Origin of the sequence: Tatumella sp. UCD-D_suzukii, assembly GCF_000611875.2 — a bacterium.
In the GTDB taxonomy this organism is placed as follows: domain Bacteria; phylum Pseudomonadota; class Gammaproteobacteria; order Enterobacterales; family Enterobacteriaceae; genus Tatumella; species Tatumella ptyseos.
The window spans coordinates 187698-204809 of the sequence record NZ_JFJX01000053.1 but is presented as its reverse complement, the minus strand read 5'-3'; the positions used below and the strand labels follow the sequence as shown (position 1 = coordinate 204809).

At 52.9% G+C, this 17112-nt stretch carries 15 protein-coding genes; 14 read left to right on the top strand and 1 reads right to left on the bottom strand.

From position 1 onward, the window contains the following. The first annotated feature begins 73 nt into the window (after positions 1 to 73). The 8 genes from tnpA (at position 74) to aroE (ending at position 7406) form a co-directional block, all read left to right on the top strand. Positions 74 to 532 (top strand): IS200/IS605 family transposase, encoded by a 459-nt coding sequence (gene tnpA, locus CG67_RS10860; protein ID WP_025902971.1) that lies wholly within the window; start codon positions 74 to 76, stop codon positions 530 to 532. 201 nt (positions 533 to 733) lie between these two features. Continuing rightward, positions 734 to 1537, top strand: a complete 804-nt coding sequence (locus CG67_RS10855; RefSeq protein ID WP_025902970.1) for a DUF1722 domain-containing protein — start codon at positions 734 to 736, stop codon at positions 1535 to 1537. Then, the gene (gene phrB, locus CG67_RS10850; protein WP_025902969.1) at positions 1534 to 2976 is read left to right on the top strand and encodes a deoxyribodipyrimidine photo-lyase; all 1443 of its coding nucleotides are present in this window, start codon (positions 1534 to 1536) and stop codon (positions 2974 to 2976) included. Before CG67_RS10855 ends, phrB begins: the two co-directional genes overlap by 4 nt. An 8-nt stretch (positions 2977 to 2984) precedes the next feature. Beyond that, positions 2985 to 3728: a type 2 GTP cyclohydrolase I gene (locus CG67_RS10845; RefSeq protein ID WP_025902968.1), complete on the top strand. Its 744-nt coding sequence runs from the start codon at positions 2985 to 2987 to the stop codon at positions 3726 to 3728. A 363-nt stretch (positions 3729 to 4091) separates the two neighbouring features. Beyond that, entirely contained in the window at positions 4092 to 4748 is a 657-nt protein-coding gene (gene pxpB, locus CG67_RS10835) for a 5-oxoprolinase subunit PxpB (protein ID WP_025902966.1), read from the top strand. Next, entirely contained in the window at positions 4742 to 5671 is a 930-nt protein-coding gene (gene pxpC / locus CG67_RS10830) for a 5-oxoprolinase subunit PxpC (protein WP_025902965.1), read from the top strand. The genes pxpB and pxpC overlap by 7 nt, the downstream gene beginning before the upstream one ends. Beyond that, a complete protein-coding gene (pxpA, locus tag CG67_RS10825) occupies positions 5668 to 6402 on the top strand; it encodes a 5-oxoprolinase subunit PxpA (RefSeq protein WP_025902964.1) in 735 nt (244 codons plus the stop codon). The genes pxpC and pxpA overlap by 4 nt, the downstream gene beginning before the upstream one ends. 149 nt (positions 6403 to 6551) lie before the next feature. Beyond that, the gene (gene aroE, locus CG67_RS10820) at positions 6552 to 7406 is read left to right on the top strand and encodes a shikimate dehydrogenase (RefSeq protein WP_025902963.1); all 855 of its coding nucleotides are present in this window, start codon (positions 6552 to 6554) and stop codon (positions 7404 to 7406) included. A gap of 137 nt (positions 7407 to 7543) precedes the next feature. Here aroE and CG67_RS10815 read toward each other — a convergent pair whose 3' ends face one another. Next, positions 7544 to 8827: a citrate synthase gene (locus CG67_RS10815; protein ID WP_025902962.1), complete on the bottom strand. Its 1284-nt coding sequence runs from the start codon at positions 8825 to 8827 to the stop codon at positions 7544 to 7546. 583 nt (positions 8828 to 9410) lie between these two features. Here CG67_RS10815 and sdhC point away from each other — a divergent pair. From sdhC to odhB, 6 genes are all read left to right on the top strand, one after another. Further along, a complete protein-coding gene (sdhC, locus tag CG67_RS10810) occupies positions 9411 to 9803 on the top strand; it encodes a succinate dehydrogenase cytochrome b556 subunit (protein ID WP_029991644.1) in 393 nt (130 codons plus the stop codon). Next, the gene (sdhD, locus tag CG67_RS10805; protein ID WP_025902960.1) at positions 9797 to 10144 is read left to right on the top strand and encodes a succinate dehydrogenase membrane anchor subunit; all 348 of its coding nucleotides are present in this window, start codon (positions 9797 to 9799) and stop codon (positions 10142 to 10144) included. The genes sdhC and sdhD overlap by 7 nt, the downstream gene beginning before the upstream one ends. Beyond that, on the top strand, positions 10145 to 11911 hold the full coding sequence (sdhA, locus tag CG67_RS10800; RefSeq protein ID WP_025902959.1) for a succinate dehydrogenase flavoprotein subunit: 1767 nt from the start codon (positions 10145 to 10147) through the stop codon (positions 11909 to 11911). Between the two features lie 17 nt (positions 11912 to 11928). After that, positions 11929 to 12642: a succinate dehydrogenase iron-sulfur subunit gene (locus CG67_RS10795; protein WP_025902958.1), complete on the top strand. Its 714-nt coding sequence runs from the start codon at positions 11929 to 11931 to the stop codon at positions 12640 to 12642. 391 nt (positions 12643 to 13033) lie between these two features. Further along, positions 13034 to 15841 carry a 2-oxoglutarate dehydrogenase E1 component gene (gene sucA, locus CG67_RS10790; protein ID WP_025902957.1) on the top strand — a complete coding sequence of 936 codons (2808 nt, stop codon included), beginning with the start codon at positions 13034 to 13036 and terminating at the stop codon, positions 15839 to 15841. A 15-nt stretch (positions 15842 to 15856) separates the two neighbouring features. Then, complete coding sequence (odhB, locus tag CG67_RS10785) at positions 15857 to 17077, top strand: 2-oxoglutarate dehydrogenase complex dihydrolipoyllysine-residue succinyltransferase (protein WP_025902956.1); 1221 nt, start codon at positions 15857 to 15859, stop codon at positions 17075 to 17077. Positions 17078 to 17112: the final 35 nt, after the last annotated feature.

Here is a 17112-nt window from a genome sequence, read left to right as displayed (position 1 = left end):
CCTTTTGATTTGTTAAAACACCTTGCGGTCTGGCAACTGCAAAGGTTCAACAGGAAATCAAAAGGGGGTCCCAATGAGGGACGAAAAGAGCTTAGCGCATACCCGATGGAACTGTAAATATCACATAGTTTTCGCACCTAAGTACCGAAGGCAGGTCTTTTATGGAGAGCGGCGAAGGGCAATAGGGAGCATTTTAAGAAAGCTGTGTGAATGGAAAAATGTGAATATCCTGGAAGCAGAATGTTGTGCTGATCATATTCATATGCTTTTGGAGATCCCGCCGAAGATGAGTGTATCGGGCTTTATGGGGTATCTGAAGGGCAAAAGCAGTCTGATGCTGTATGAACAGTTCGGGGATTTGAAATTTAAGTATAGAAACAGGGAGTTCTGGTGCCGTGGATACTATGCAGACACAGTAGGCAAGAACACGAAAAAGATACAGGAATATATAAAGCACCAACTCGAAGCGGATAAAATGGGAGAGCAGTTGTCGATCCCTTATCCGGGAAGCCCGTTTACGGGCCGTAAGTAATCCAAAATGCAAATGTCAGATTGCGATGCGCCTGTTAGGGCGCTGCTGGTAAGAGAGCCTTACAGGCGCATTTGAAAAACCTCCGGCTATGCCGGAGGATATTTATTGGGAAAAAACCGGGAAACGCGATAGCGGGAGATCTTTTCTGTGATTGCCGTTATACTCCAAACCTGTACAGTTTTAAATATAAGGTACAGGTTTATGACGCTTTCTCCGCTTATCGGGGTTTTGACCGCGCAGTCCCGGGACCAGGCCATGACACGCCTGGCGGTTGATTTGCCTTCCGGATTCCGACTGAAACACATTACAGCACAGGATGTTACAGCACTCATGACTCGTGAACATGCTGAGCACCCGCCACTGACCAGCCGTCAGAAATTAACGCTCTGGCCCGTTAACGGGATTATTATTTCACAACAGGTGAGCCGGGCTGAATATGAAAGTTTATCCGGACATGTCCCTTCTCTGCCGTTAACGGATGAAAGTGATCTCGCCCGTCCCGAACAGCGTCAGCAGTTTCTGGCATCGGTGGCAGCACGTGCAGAATTTGATGCCTTGTGTGACGGAGAGCTGACAGCAAACCGGCTGATGCAGTTTCATACCTGTTACAAATATCAATTACTGGCGCATTCTCAGCCGTTGTATCGTCAGTCAGGACCGCTGGTGGCCGGTATGTCTGACTGGCCATCCCTGGAAGCGTTTGCGCTGGCGTATCGCCGCAAGCTGATGGAAATTCTTAGCTGCCCTGCGACGCGGGAAAACCATACCAATGTGCTGATGCATATCCAGGGGTATTTCCGCCCGCACCTCAGCGGGCCGCAGAGACAAGCACTGGCGGCGATTATTGATGATTACCGACGCGGGGAATTACCGCTGTCAGCACCGGTGGCAGAGCTGAAGCGCTATCTTGCTATGTACCCGCATAGCTGGTTGTCATCCCAGCGCTACCTTTTCCCCTCTCTGCCCTCTGTGGCAGAATTTTCCCTGCAAACGGAGGCGCTGTGAAAACTCATCTTGTCTGGCTGAGAAATGACTTACGTCTGAATGATAATCCTGCACTGTATGCGGCTTGCCAGGATCCTGATGCCAGGGTGATAGCCCTGTACATCGCCACCCCGGGGCAATGGCAGCAGCATGATGTGTCCGGACGTCAGCTATCGTTTATTCGTGACAGTCTGCAACATCTGAGTGAAGACCTTAGCGGGCTGGGGATCCCGCTGTTGTTTGCTGCCTGTGATGATTTTACGCAGAGTGTGGAACAGCTTTCCGGTATCTGTCACAGGTATGAGGTGACTCAGGTTTTTTATAACTACCAATACGAACTGAACGAACACCGTCGAGACCAACGGGCAGAGCAAAAACTCGCGGAAGAGGATATCGTGAGTCAGGGGTTCCATGACGGAACCCTGGTTCCTCCCGGCAGCGTACTGACCGGTAAAGGGACAATGTACAATGTTTATACCCCTTTCAGTAAAGCGCTGGTCAAAGCGCTTTTACATGAACTCCCGGAGTGCTACCCCGCACCTGACAAGCGGGCACATCCGGCGGATATTCAGGCGGATGATATCCCGTCACTGAGTGAGCAGAGTCGCGACTATGACAGGGAATGTTTTCCTCCCGGTCATCGGGCGGCCCTTCAGCGCCTGCGTAAGTTCAGTCAGCAAGGAGCTGAACAGTATCATCGTCTGCGGGACTTCCCGGAACATGCGGGCACCAGCGTATTATCTCCGTACCTGGCGACCGGGCAGATTTCGGCACGGCAGTGTCTGTTACGTATCCTTCATGACCATCCCGAAGCCCTGTCCGGCGGGAATGCCTTCAGCTGGCTGAATGAAATCTTCTGGCGGGAGTTTTATATTCATCTGCTGGTGGCCTATCCGGCATTGTGTCGTCATCAGCCCTTTACCGACTGGACGGCAAATGTCCGCTGGCGCAAGGATGATGACCAATTACGGGCCTGGCAACAGGGTAAGACCGGGTTTCCGGTGGTGGATGCCGCTATGCGGCAACTGAACGAAACCGGCTGGATGCATAACCGGTTGCGGATGATTGTCGCCAGTTTCCTGGTGAAGGATTTGCTTATCGACTGGCGGGAAGGTGAGCGATACTTTATGTCGCAATTGCTGGATGGTTCGCTGGCCGCTAATAACGGTGGCTGGCAATGGGCCGCCTCCACCGGTACCGATGCGGCGCCGTACTTCCGCATTTTTAACCCGCAACTGCAGGGTGAACGTTTTGACCCTGCCGGTAATTTCATCCGGCGCTGGATCCCTGAGCTGTCCGCTGTGCCGGATAAAGCTATCCATGATCCGGTCAACTGGGCGAAAAAACACGGCAAAACACTGGATTATCCGGCACAGATTGTTGATCATAAGCAGGCGCGTCAGACGACTCTGCAGGCCTACGAGGCTGCCCGGAAGCACAATCCATCCCCCGGAAAATGAGAAACAGAATGAATAATACCCGGCTTGAACAATTGATCCATCAGCAACTGAACAGCCACAGTTTCAGCGATTACGCCCCTAACGGTCTGCAGGTTGAAGGTCGTCCTGAAGTAAAACGGGTAGTGACCGGTGTTACCGCCTGTCAGGCTCTGCTGGATGAGGCGGTAAAATTACAGGCAGATGCCGTGATCGTCCATCATGGTTATTTCTGGAAAAATGAGTCGCCGCTGGTGAAAGGGATGAAGCGTCAGCGCCTGCGAACGCTGCTACTGAATGATATCAATCTGTATGGCTGGCACCTTCCTTTGGATGCTCATCCTGAGTTAGGGAATAATGCCCAACTGGCAAAACTGCTCGGTATTCAGGCGGAGGGTGAAATCGTTCCGCTGGTGCCTTATGGCTCGCTGAGCACTCCGCTAAGCGGTGAAGCCCTGAAGTTGCTGATTCAGGATAAACTGGGTCGTGAACCTTTGCATAGCGGGGAGAATGCTCCCGACACCATCACCCGCATCGCGTGGTGTACCGGAGGGGGGCAGGGCTTTATCGATGATGCGGCAGATTTTGGTGTTGATGCCTTTATTACCGGTGAGGTCTCGGAAAAGACTATCCATGTTGCCCGTGAGCGAGGCCTCCATTTTTATGCGGCCGGTCATCATGCGACCGAACGCGGAGGCATACGTGCCTTAGGGGAATGGCTCAGCGAACAGCAGGGCTTGCAGGTCACTTTCGTCGATATCGACAACCCGGCCTGAGTGTCCTTTCCGTCACTGACAGGGCTTTGCCGGGGGTCTTCCCGGCAGGGCCTTGCATTACCGTGTCATACTTAATTTTTCCCTGCAGGGATACCCCGGTAAGCGGTTTTCCCCCGCAGGGATAATCCGGCCTGATCCTCCTCTCCTGCAAGGCTATTCTATTGGCGAAGTTCATCTCCTGTTTACGGAAAATATGACATTTTCTGTCCCCGGCCGGCTGCCATCATTTTACCGTATGTCTCTGAATTATTAAAAATGTTGACACAGATCCTTCAGTTACGGATAACGGTAGCACGGGATCACAGGTGTCTGTGGACACTACATTGGCTTTATTGGGCCGTGTTTTTAATGCGGAGGCAGGTGGTGCAGCAAATCAGATATTACATGCTGGGAGAGCAGGCACTGGTGATGGAGCTATCTCCCCCGGTATCCCTGGCGTCGCAGCACAAAATCCGGGGAATGGCCAGGCAACTGGAAAAAGTGCAAGGGGTCCGGCAAGTCATTCCCGGAATGAACAATCTGACCGTTATTCTGCAGGATATTCCGTCGGATACCAGGGCCGCGCTGGCGGGACTTCGCAGCCAATGGGAAAACAGCTCTGCGGCTATTCCTGAATCGCGAACCGTCACTATCCCGGTCATCTACGGAGGGGCTGCGGGTCCGGACCTGGCAGAGGTTGCCCGCTATTGCCAGCTCTCGCCTTCTCAGGTCATTGAACGGCACAGTGCTGCGCTCTATACCGTGTATTTTATTGGTTTTCAGCCCGGGTTCCCTTATCTGGGCGGGCTGGATGTCAGTCTTCACTGCCCGCGCCGGGCTGAGCCCAGAATTTCGGTACCTGCAGGCAGCGTCGGGATTGGCGGAAGCCAGACGGGTATTTATCCGCTTCCGACGCCGGGGGGCTGGCAGCTTATCGGCCAGTCCTCGTTATCTTTATTTTCCGCGCAACGCATCCCGCCGGTTTTACTGGCTCCCGGGGATACGGTGCGCTTTGTGCCTCAGAAGGAGGGACAATGTTAACCATCCTCCGTGCCGGAATGGCCACCTCAGTTCAGGATGCCGGGCGCTATCACTATAGCCAGTCAGGGATCAGCCTGAGCGGAGCCCTGGATCTGCCGGCCATGAAAACGGCGAATCTGCTGGCAGGTAATCCTGAAAACAGCGCCGTCCTCGAGGTCACTTTCGGACAGGCTCAGTTCATTTTTGGACGCGATAGCTGGTTCGCCCTGACCGGTGCAGGCTGTGAGGCCGAACTTGAGGGTAAGCCCGTCTGGACAGGCTGGCGAACTTTCGCCAGGGCAGGACAGGTGCTGACATTACATCGTGCACTGCGCGGAGTCAGAAGCTATCTGGCGATCAATGGCGGTTTTGATCTGCCTGAGGTCATGGGATCCGTCAGTACGGATCTGAAAGCCGGGTTTGGTGGCTGGCAGGGGCGCTATCTGCGTGACGGTGATCAGTTACCGCTGAATCCGCCGACCCGGGAGTTTTCACACAGTGCCGGGGTCAGGCAATTATTGTGGGGAAATCGCGTGAGGGTCATCCCCGGGCCCGAATACCATGAGTTCAGCCGCGGATCCGGTCAGGCATTCTGGCGTACAGGCTGGACGCTGTCAGCTCAGAGTAACCGGATGGGGTTCCGTTTACAGGGCCGGCAACTCCAACGGCCGTGCGGCCGGGAGTTACTCTCCCATGCGGTGCTGCCGGGGACGATACAGGTCACTAACGGCGGACAGCCTGTGGTTCTGATGGCAGATGCCCAGATGACGGGAGGTTATCCCCGGATAGGCGTGGTGATTTCGGCGGATCTTTACCATCTGGCACAGATACGCCCGGGGGAGCCGATACATTTTGTTCACTGTACTCATGAAGAAGCATTACGGGCAAAACAGCACCAGCAGCATGTACTGAAGATGATGGAATGGGGACTCTCAGAGAGATGAAAATAGATTTAAATGCGGATTTGGGTGAGGGTTCGGCTCTGGATGATCAGTTGCTGCAATTAGTCAGTTCAGCCAATATCGCCTGCGGATTTCATGCCGGTGATGCATCCACCATGTTGCAGTCCGTACGTCTGGCAAAACAATACGGGGTACGGGTCGGAGCGCATCCTTCTTTTCCGGATCGTGAGAATTTTGGCCGGACGGCGATGACGTTACCGGCATCGGACGTCTATGCGCAGCAGCTCTATCAGATTGGGGCGTTAAAAACCATTGCCGCCAGTGAAGGCGTTGCGTTAGCCCACGTGAAACCCCACGGAATGCTGTATAACCAGGCGGCGCGTGACAGACAACTGGCAGACATCATCGCCCGGGCGGTCTTCGCCGCAGATCCCGGACTGATTCTGGTCGGACTGGCCGGCAGTGAGTTGATTGCCGCGGGGCAGCATTACGGTTTAGCGACGCGTGAGGAAGTGTTTGCAGACCGGGGATATACCGTGAAGGGTGAGCTGGTACCTCGCGGAGAACCCGGCGCATTACTGGCTGAAGCCAGCCAGGCGATCACTCAGACTTTGCAGATGGTACAGCAGGGGGAAGTCACCGCAGTGAGCGGGGAGCAGGTTCGTGTCACCGCGCAGACCGTCTGCCTGCATGGGGATGGGGAACATGCCTTGCTGTTCGCCCGGGCATTGTGTGAAGCCTTCCGCCGGGAAAATATTATGATCACTGCCTGAAGCCCCGATGTGCAGGACAGGATATCGGGTCGCACGCGGCGATCATGCCGCGGGTAATATTATGATTCATATTATCAATGGCAGTAACGTTGACAGTGCTGCCATTCTGTTTAAGGCTTAAAGAAACATTCTGATAACAGGAGTTTCTGATGGCTGAACAAGAAAATTTTCTGAGTGATCTGACCGGTTCTTTCTCTTCACCTTGTGCCGAAAACCCCACCGTGGCCGTCATGGAAGCTGCCTACCAGCATCAGGGCATTCCTGCCCGTTATATCAATTGTGATGTCGGCAAAGAGCAGCTTGAGAAGGCCGTGGCTGGTGCAAAAGCCATGGGCTGGCGCGGGTTTAACTGCTCCATACCCAACAAACAGGCCATTATTGAGTATATTGATGAACTGGGCACCTCAGCCAAAGTCATCGGTGCCGTTAACTGTGTCATTATCCGTGACGGTAAACTCACCGGCGAGAATACCGACGGTAAGGGGTTCGTCGAGGCATTAAGTGAGCAAATTGATGTCAAAGGCAAAACCCTGGCATTGCTGGGAGCCGGGGGGGCAGCCCGGGCCATTGCCGTGGAATCGGCCTTAGCCGGAGCCACAGAAATTACCATCATTAACCGTGATAAGAAAAAAGGTCAGGAACTGGTCGATCTGATCAACGACAATACGAAAGCAAAAGCGACCTTTAAGGCCTGGACACCGGGGTTACGCATTGATCCGCTTCCGGATATTCTGGTGAATGCGACGTCTGTCGGGCTGGATGATGCTGACGCGTTACCGGACATTGATACGGAGAGTCTGGAAAGCTCGCTGTTTGTTGCTGATGTGATCCCCAATCCGCCGCAAACAGCGCTTTTAAGAAAAGCCGCGGATAAAGGTTGCCGGACACTGAATGGATTAAATATGCTGGTGAATCAGGGGGCGTTAAACCTCACTTACTGGTTCGATAAAGAGGCAGATAAAGAGCCTATGCGTAAAGTATTACAGAAACTCTTTACCGGCTAATACGGTCGAAAGAGGGGAGAGCTGACCGGCTGGCTAGACCCGGAGGCTCTGCCTGCCTCCGTTGAGCGTTCTTAATGACAGGGGCTGTTTGGCCGGGAGGACAAACACCTCCGTGCAGGAGGTGTTTGTCGCCTGAATTATTCGGTGAGGCTGGTATGGAACTCACGCTCCGTATAGCCGGTATATAATTGCCTTGGACGGGCGATCTTCATTCCTTCTTCATGCATTTCAATCCAGTGTGCGATCCAGCCGACGGTACGTGCCATTGCAAAGATCACCGTAAACATAGACGTCGGGATCCCCATCGCTTTCAGGATCAAGCCGGAATAGAAATCGACGTTAGGGTAGAGTTTACGCTCGATAAAGTACGGGTCATTCAGTGCAATGTGCTCCAGCTCCATGGCCACTTCCAGCAGATCGTCTTTCATATCCAGCTCTTTGAGCACTTCATGGCAGGTTTCACGCATGACGGTGGCCCGTGGGTCATAGTTTTTATACACGCGGTGACCAAAGCCCATCAAACGGAAAGAGTCGTTTTTATCTTTCGCCCGGCGAATAAACTCAGGAATATGCTCAACGGTCTCAATCTCTTCCAGCATACGTAAAGTCGCTTCATTCGCTCCCCCGTGGGCCGGCCCCCACAGAGAGGCAATCCCCGCGGCGATACAGGCAAACGGATTCGCGCCTGAAGATCCTGCCGTCCTGACCGTAGAGGTCGATGCATTCTGTTCATGATCGGCATGTAATATCAGGATACGATCCATCGCTTTTTCAAGCACCGGATTGACGACGTATTCTTCACAAGGGGTTGCAAACATCATGTGTAAAAAATTGCCGGCGTAAGAGAGATCATTACGCGGATACACGAAGGGCTGACCGATAGAGTATTTGTAACACATGGCTGCAACCGTCGGCATTTTAGACAGCAGACGGAAGGCGGCAATCTCCCGGTGACGTTCATTATTGACATCCAGCGAGTCGTGATAAAACGCGGCCAGTGCCCCGGTAACGCCACACATCACCGCCATCGGGTGTGAATCGCGACGAAAACCGTGGAATAAACGTGTGATCTGTTCATGGATCATCGTATGCCGGGTGACCGAGGTACGGAATTTTTCATACTGATCCCGTGTCGGGGTTTCGCCGTACAGCAGGATATAACAGACTTCCAGATAGTTCGAATGTGTTGCTAATTGTGAGATAGGGTAACCCCGGTGCAACAGGATGCCTTCATCGCCGTCGATATACGTTATTCTGGACTCGCAGGATGCCGTGGAGGTATACCCGGGGTCAAAGGTATACAGCCCGCTGTTCCCTAATGCACGAACATCTATCACATGCTGACCCAGAGTGCCACGCAGGACATTGAGCTCTAATGGCTCGGCCCCATCCAGGGTAAGCGTCACTTTCTTGTCTGTCATCTCGGTCTCCTTTAGCGCCCGGCAGAGACTCTCCGGACGCCAAAATATGCGTAATACTGGCTTTACAAAATAAATACAAGTTACACGCTTTGTGAAGTTATTCCGGCATAAATGCTTCCGTAATAGCTGGAAATATCTGGAGTTATTCGCCTCCGGGTGACATAAAAAGTATCGTTGTTGTCATCGTTTTAGCGTTTATCTCTAAACAGTTATATAACTTACAGATAACTGAAAGTCTATCCCCACCTTCAGGAGGTATTATATCGATTAATCAGCGTTGAATGTGACAAAAATGTTGTTTTTATGTGAATGCTGGTTCGGCTTTAGGAAAATCGGCTTGTAACGTGATACTGATCACTGTTCCGGGCAAATTTATCCAAACAATTTGTAGGGTAATTGTAATCAGATTGTGATAACCCTATACTTTGAAAAGGTCTCCGGAAACTCTTGTTATCAGGAGGCACCCAGCGTTTTTTCGCGTCATTTAACACTGGATGTTACCTGTATTGGTCCCGTAAAAGTCAGTCGTGATGCAGATTTTTACGTCTCCTGCAAGGCCGGAGGAAGCTAAAATAATAAAGAGCTGTGTGGGCAAATCGTGAAAAAACAAAGACCTGTCAACTTGGATCTCTCGACGATCCGGTTTCCCGTGACTGCAATAGCATCCATTCTCCACCGTGTCTCCGGCGTAATCACGTTGATTGCCGTGGGCATTCTGCTGTGGTTACTTGGACTTTCTCTCTCTTCCCCCGAAGGTTTTCAGCAAGCATCCACTCTGCTGGGGAGTTTTATCGTCAGGTTTATCCTGTGGGCGATAATGACAGCTCTGGCTTACCACATTGTCGGGGGGCTCCGGCACCTGCTCATGGATTTTGGTATGCTGGATGAAAGCCTGGAGGCCGGTACACGGTCTGCACAAATCAGTTTCGTAATTACCGTGATTCTGGCGGTTCTGGCGGGGGTATTACTATGGTAAGCAGCGTATCTGCACTTGGACGTAATGGCATTCATGACTGGTTGCTGTTACGTGGCGCAGCAATAGTGATTGCACTGTATGTGTTGTTCATCCTCGGATTTTTCGTTTTTTCCGGCCCGCTAACCTTTGAGGTCTGGCGTGGATTCTTCGCGCTGACATTTACCCGCGTATTCACCTTGCTGACGCTATTTTCGGTTCTTATTCATGGCTGGATCGGTATGTGGCAGGTCCTGACCGATTATGTGAAAAACATTGCGTTACGGCTGGTGCTTCAGGGCGTGATCGTGCTGGCGCTGCTGACGTATGCAATTTATGGAACGATTATTGTGTGGGGTGTGTAAATGAGTTTGCCGGTCAGAGAGTTTGATGCAGTCGTTATCGGTGCGGGTGGCGCAGGAATGCGTGCCGCGCTACAGATTTCTCAGTCAGGGCAGAGCTGTGCCCTGTTATCTAAAGTCTTTCCTACCCGTTCCCATACCGTGTCTGCACAAGGCGGGATCACCGTTGCGCTGGGGAATACCCACGAAGACAACTGGGAATGGCATATGTATGACACCGTAAAAGGCTCTGATTATATCGGGGATCAGGATGCCATCGAATATATGTGTAAAACCGGGCCGGAAGCCATTCTGGAGCTGGAGCACATGGGGTTGCCTTTTTCTCGTCTCGATGATGGCCGGGTATATCAGCGGCCGTTTGGCGGACAGTCGAAAAACTTCGGGGGAGAGCAGGCGGCGCGTACTGCGGCGGCAGCTGACCGTACCGGACATGCGTTATTACATACGCTTTACCAGCAAAACCTGAAGAACAATACCACCATCTTCTCTGAGTGGTACGCCCTGGACCTGGTGAAAAATGCGCAGGGTGCCATTGTCGGTTGTACGGCGTTATGTATCGAAACCGGTGAAGTGGTCTATTTCAAAGCGAAGGCAACCATTCTGGCGACCGGCGGTGCCGGACGGATCTACCAGTCGACGACGAATGCCCATATTAATACCGGTGACGGTGTCGGGATGGCATTGCGGGCCGGTGTTCCGGTTCAGGATATGGAGATGTGGCAGTTCCATCCGACAGGGATTGCCGGAGCCGGCGTGCTGGTCACCGAAGGGTGTCGTGGTGAGGGCGGATATCTGCTGAATAAGCATGGTGAACGCTTTATGGAACGTTATGCCCCGAATGCCAAAGATCTGGCCGGACGGGATGTGGTTGCCCGTTCAATGATGATAGAAATTCGCGAAGGACGCGGCTGCGATGGCCCATGGGGGCCTCACCTTAAGCTGAAACTGGACCATCTGGGGAAAGAGGTGCTGGAATCACGCCTGCCGGGGATCCTTGAATTATCACGGACATTTGCCCATGCCGACCCGGTTAAGGAACCGATTCCGGTGATCCCGACCTGCCATTATATGATGGGAGGCATCCCGACCCGGGTAACCGGTCAGGCGCTGACCCTTGATGAAGACGGTAATGATAAAGTGATCCCGGGGCTGTTTGCCGTCGGGGAAATCGCCTGTGTCTCAGTTCACGGTGCTAACCGCCTGGGAGGAAACTCCCTGCTGGACCTGGTGGTGTTCGGACGAGCTGCCGGTCTGCACCTGTCGGAATCCATTGCCGAACAAGGCCCGCTGACGGAGGCGACAGACGAAGAAATTACTGCGGCACTGGCCCGCTACCAGCGCTGGGATAACAACACTACGGGTGAAGACCCCGTCCAAATCCGTAAAGCCCTACAGCAATGCATGCAGCACAATTTCTCGGTGTTCCGTGAAGGTGAAGCGATGGCTAAGGGGCTGGAAGAATTGAAAGCTATCCGCGAACGACTGAAATCAGCTCGTCTTGATGATCGTTCACCGGATTTTAATACGCAGCGGGTGGAATGTCTGGAGCTGGATAACCTGATGGAAACCGCCTACGCCACGGCCATGGCTGCGAACTATCGCACCGAAAGCCGCGGAGCGCACAGTCGTTTTGACTTCCCGGATCGCGATGACGAAAACTGGCTCTGCCACAGTCTCTATTTACCGGATAACGAAAGCATGACGCGGCGCACAGTGAATATGCAACCGAAGTTACGTGCGGCGTTTCCGCCAAAAGTACGTACCTATTAACCGGTGGAGAGAGACAAATGAAACTTGAGTTTTCTGTTTACCGGTACAATCCGGAAGTTGATGATGCCCCACGGATGCAGGACTACACACTGGAGGCGGAAGAAGGGCGGGATATGATGCTGCTGGATGCATTGATCCTGTTGAAAGAACAGGACCCGACTTTGGTCTTCCGTCGCTCCTGTCGCGAGGGTGTCTGCGGTTCGGATGGCCTGAACATGAACGGTAAAAACGGTTTGGCCTGTATTACGCCGGTCTCGGCACTCCGCGGTAAGGGGAAAATTGTGGTTCGTCCCTTACCGGGCCTGCCGGTGATCCGCGACCTGGTGGTCGATATGGGGCAGTTTTATGCCCAGTATGAAAAAATTAAACCGTACCTGCAGAGTCATGACAAAAATCCGCCCGCCCGTGAAAACCTGCAATCTCCGGAAGAGCGGGCACATCTGGACGGCTTGTACGAATGTATTCTGTGCGCCTGTTGTTCGACGTCTTGTCCGTCTTTCTGGTGGAATCCGGACAAGTTTATCGGCCCGGCCGGTTTGCTGGCCGCGTATCGCTTCCTGATTGACAGCAGGGATACCGAAACCGATGCCCGGCTGGATAACCTGGACGATGCCTTCAGCGTCTTCCGCTGCCACAGCATCATGAATTGTGTCAGTGTCTGTCCGAAAGGGCTGAACCCGACCAAAGCCATTGGTCATATTAAGTCCATGTTATTGCACCGTAATGCCTGACCCGGCGCCGGGGAGGTCTCCTCTCCCGGCACCGAAAGTCATGTTAGCAAGAGCGCCAACGTCGTCACCTGGACGTTTCGCCCTGACAAAGATAGCGCTGACCTGTCGTAAAAATGACACTTCGGGGCTTATCTTTGCGGGTAAGGCCACTGTTCGGGCAAGAGAATCTTGCATGTAGTACCGCGTTTAATGATATAAAACAAGGTGATGATTGCGGGCATGACACGGGGTCAATGTCTGAACAGGCCGGGCCGTAGGGAATGCCACTGCATCAACAGAAGATATGGACAATCTGAGGGAATGGCATTCATTGACCTATGCACTGTCCCGGAATATCCGTGTAAACGGCAACAATAACTACGAAAAGCATGACAATGCTTAAGGGATCACCATGCAGAACAACGCAATGAAGCCCTGGCTGGACTCCTCCTGGCTGGCAGGAGCTAACCAGTCTTATATAGAACAACTCTATGAGGACTTCCTCATTGATCCTGCCTCTGTCGAACCCGTCTGGCGGGAAATGTTCGAACAGTTCCCGGCAAACGATCTCCGTCAGGAGCAGTTCCACTCTACGACCCGTGAATATTTTCGTCGCCTGGCAAAAGATTCGACCCGCTACACCTCCTCAGTCACTGACCCGGCAGTCAATTCCCGCCAGGTGAAAGTACTGCAACTGATTAATGCCTTTCGTTTTCGTGGTCATCAGCAGGCCAGACTTGATCCTTTAGGTCTCTGGAAACAGGAACCGGTGCCGGATCTTGACCCGGCTTTTCATGATCTGACGGCGGATGATTTTCAGGAAAGTTTTAATGTCGGTTCCTTTGCCATAGGCAAAGAGACCATGAAACTGGCCGACCTGTATGAAGCACTGAAACAAACCTATTGCGGTTCGATCGGTGCGGAATATATGCACATCAACAACACCGAAGAAAAACGCTGGATCCAGCAGCGACTGGAGTCTGTTGTCGGGCGTGCCAGTTTCCTTGCTAAGGAAAAGAAAGAATTCCTGAAAGAGCTGACGGCGGCAGAAGGGATTGAGAAATATCTGGGCGCCAAATTCCCCGGCGCTAAGCGTTTTTCACTGGAAGGCGGCGATGCACTGATCCCCATGCTGCGCGAGATGATCCGCCACTCCGGAAAAAACGGCACCCGCGAAGTGGTACTGGGCATGGCGCACCGTGGGCGACTGAATGTCCTGATTAACGTCCTGGGTAAGAAAACGCAGGATCTGTTTGATGAGTTTGCCGGTAAGCATAAAGAATTGCTGGGTACCGGAGATGTGAAGTACCACATGGGCTTCTCCTCGGATGTGGAAACCGAAGGCGGTCTTGTGCATCTGGCTCTGGCCTTTAACCCGTCCCATCTGGAAATTGTCAGCCCGGTCGTTATGGGCTCGGTCAGAGCCAGGCTGGACAGGCTGAAGGAGCGCTCACACGATCAGGTATTACCTATTACCATTCATGGTGATGCGGCGATCACCGGGCAGGGGGTGGTACAGGAAACCCTGAATATGTCCCAGGCCAGAGGCTATGAGGTGGGAGGAACCGTCCGGATCGTGATTAACAATCAGGTGGGTTTCACCACGTCGAACCCGCTGGATGCCCGTTCAACACCGTACTGTACCGATATCGGTAAAATGGTGCTGGCACCGATCTTCCATGTGAATGCCGACGATCCGGAAGCGGTTGCCTTTGTGACACGGCTGGCCCTGGATTACCGTAATACCTTCAAACGTGATGTGTTTATCGATCTGGTCTGCTATCGCCGTCATGGCCACAATGAGGCCGACGAGCCAAGTGCGACTCAGCCGGTCATGTATAAGCAGATTAAAAAACACCCGACCCCGCGTAAAATCTATGCCGATCGCCTGCAGGAAGAAGGGGTGATTAGCAGTGCGGATGCCACTGAAATGGTCAATCTGTACCGGGATGCGCTGGATGCCGGTGAGTGTGTGGTTGATGAATGGCGGCCAATGTCTCTTAACTCTTATACCTGGTCACCGTACCTGAATCATGAATGGGATGAGAGCTATCCGGCACAGGTCGGAATGAAGCGTTTGCAGGAGCTGGCGCGCCGTATCAGTCAGATCCCTGACGGAATTGAGGCGCAATCACGGGTACAGAAAATTTACCGTGACCGTCAGGAAATGGCTGAAGGCAGCAAATTATTTGACTGGGGCGGAGCGGAGAACCTGGCGTACGCGACGCTGGTGGATGAAGGCGTTCCTATCCGCCTTTCCGGGGAAGATACCGGGCGAGGCACCTTTTTCCACCGTCATGCGGTGATCCACAACCAGACGAACGGTTCAACCTACACACCGTTACAGCACATCCACAATGGACAAGGGGAATTCAAAGTCTGGGATTCTGTCTTGTCCGAAGAGGCCGTACTGGCATTCGAATACGGTTATGCCACTGCCGAACCCCGGACGCTGACCATCTGGGAAGCTCAGTTCGGGGATTTCGCGAACGGCGCACAGGTAGTGATTGACCAGTTCATCAGTTCCGGTGAACAAAAATGGGGTCGCATGTGCGGTCTGGTGATGTTATTGCCCCACGGCTATGAAGGTCAGGGACCGGAGCACTCCTCGGCCCGTCTGGAACGTTATCTGCAGCTGTGTGCAGAACAGAATATGCAGGTGTGTGTACCTTCCACCCCGGCGCAGGTCTACCACATGCTGCGCCGTCAGGCTCTGCGGGGTATGCGCCGGCCATTGATCGTTATGTCACCTAAGTCACTGCTACGTCACCCGCTGGCAGTGTCTACCCTCGAAGAACTGGCCTCCGGTCAGTTTATGCCCGCGATAGGTGAAATTGATCCGCTGCCGGCAGAGAATATCCGCCGCGTAGTGATGTGTTCCGGCAAAGTCTATTACGACTTACTGGAACAGCGCCGTAAAAATGGTCAGCAGGATGTGGCTATCCTGAGGATTGAGCAGTTATATCCGTTCCCGCACCAGGTGGTTCAGGAACTCCTGCAGCCGTATTCACATGTCACTGATTTTGTCTGGTGTCAGGAAGAGCCACTGAATCAGGGGGCCTGGTATTCCAGTCAGCATAATTTCCGTGAAGTTGTACCGCAGGGATCATCACTGCACTACGCCGGCAGACCGGCATCCGCTTCACCGGCAGTGGGGTATCTGTCGGTTCACCAGCAGCAGCAGCAACAGCTGGTAAATGATGCGCTGAACGTTGATTGATTATAAGGATAGAAAATGAGTAGTTTAGATATTCTCGTTCCCGATTTGCCTGAATCTGTTGCCGATGCCACCGTCGCGACCTGGCACAAGAAACCGGGTGACAGTGTTCGACGCGATGATGTGCTGGTTGAGATTGAAACCGATAAGGTTATTCTGGAAGTGCCTGCCATTGCCGACGGTGTACTGGACGCGGTTCTGGAAGATGAAGGTGCGACCGTGACTTCCCGGCAGTTACTGGGACGTCTGAAAGAGAGCGACAGCAGCGGTAAAGAATCTGATATTAAGCCAGAGGCGAAAGAATCAACACCTGCACAACGTCAGAATGCTTCTCTGGAAGAAGGATCCAATGATGCGTTAAGCCCGGCTATCCGCCGGTTGATTGCTGAACACTCTCTGGACCCGGCGAAAATCAGCGGCAGTGGAGTCGGTGGCCGCCTGACCCGGGAAGATATTGAAAAGCATCTGGCGGCACAGTCAAAATCAGTGGCGTCTCCGGCTGAGGGATCTGCCCCTGCGGCTGCACCGGTGATGAGCAACCGCAGTGAAAAACGTGTGCCGATGTCGCGTTTGCGTAAACGGGTGGCAGAGCGCCTGCTGGAAGCTAAAAACAACACCGCCATGCTGACGACATTTAATGAAGTCAATATGAAGCCCATCATGGATCTCAGGAAACAGTATGGCGAAGCGTTCGAGAAGCGCCATGGTGTCCGCCTCGGATTTATGTCTTTCTATCTGAAAGCGGTCGTGGAAGCGTTGAAACGTTACCCGGAAGTGAATGCGTCTATCGATGGTGATGATGTGGTTTACCACAATTACTTCGATATCAGCATTGCGGTATCCACCCCTCGCGGACTGGTGACGCCGGTGCTGAAAGATGTTGATGCACTGAGCATGGCGGATATTGAGAAAAAAATTAAAGAACTCGCCGTAAAAGGGCGCGACGGGAAACTGACCGTTGAAGAACTGACCGGCGGGAACTTTACTATCACTAACGGCGGCGTATTTGGTTCACTGATGTCGACACCGATTATCAACCCGCCGCAGAGTGCCATTCTCGGGATGCATGCGATTAAAGATCGTCCTATGGCGGTCGAGGGTCAGGTTGTGATCCTGCCAATGATGTATCTGGCGCTCTCCTATGATCACCGCTTAATTGATGGTCGTGAATCTGTCGGATATCTGGTGGCTATTAAAGAGATGCTTGAAGATCCGGCCCGCTTATTACTGGATGTCTGATTTTTCACCAGGCGTACGCAGGTACGCCTGATTTT

Coding starts and splice junctions, on each gene's coding strand:
- CG67_RS10815 (WP_025902962.1), bottom strand. CDS start 8,827: ATGACAGACAAGAAAGTGACGCTTACCCTGGATGGGGCCGAGCCATTA.
- sdhD (WP_025902960.1), top strand. CDS start 9,797: ATGGTAAGCAGCGTATCTGCACTTGGACGTAATGGCATTCATGACTGG.
- pxpA (WP_025902964.1), top strand. CDS start 5,668: ATGAAAATAGATTTAAATGCGGATTTGGGTGAGGGTTCGGCTCTGGAT.
- aroE (WP_025902963.1), top strand. CDS start 6,552: ATGGCTGAACAAGAAAATTTTCTGAGTGATCTGACCGGTTCTTTCTCT.
- sdhA (WP_025902959.1), top strand. CDS start 10,145: ATGAGTTTGCCGGTCAGAGAGTTTGATGCAGTCGTTATCGGTGCGGGT.
- CG67_RS10795 (WP_025902958.1), top strand. CDS start 11,929: ATGAAACTTGAGTTTTCTGTTTACCGGTACAATCCGGAAGTTGATGAT.
- tnpA (WP_025902971.1), top strand. CDS start 74: ATGAGGGACGAAAAGAGCTTAGCGCATACCCGATGGAACTGTAAATAT.
- odhB (WP_025902956.1), top strand. CDS start 15,857: ATGAGTAGTTTAGATATTCTCGTTCCCGATTTGCCTGAATCTGTTGCC.
- CG67_RS10855 (WP_025902970.1), top strand. CDS start 734: ATGACGCTTTCTCCGCTTATCGGGGTTTTGACCGCGCAGTCCCGGGAC.
- CG67_RS10845 (WP_025902968.1), top strand. CDS start 2,985: ATGAATAATACCCGGCTTGAACAATTGATCCATCAGCAACTGAACAGC.
- sucA (WP_025902957.1), top strand. CDS start 13,034: ATGCAGAACAACGCAATGAAGCCCTGGCTGGACTCCTCCTGGCTGGCA.
- pxpC (WP_025902965.1), top strand. CDS start 4,742: ATGTTAACCATCCTCCGTGCCGGAATGGCCACCTCAGTTCAGGATGCC.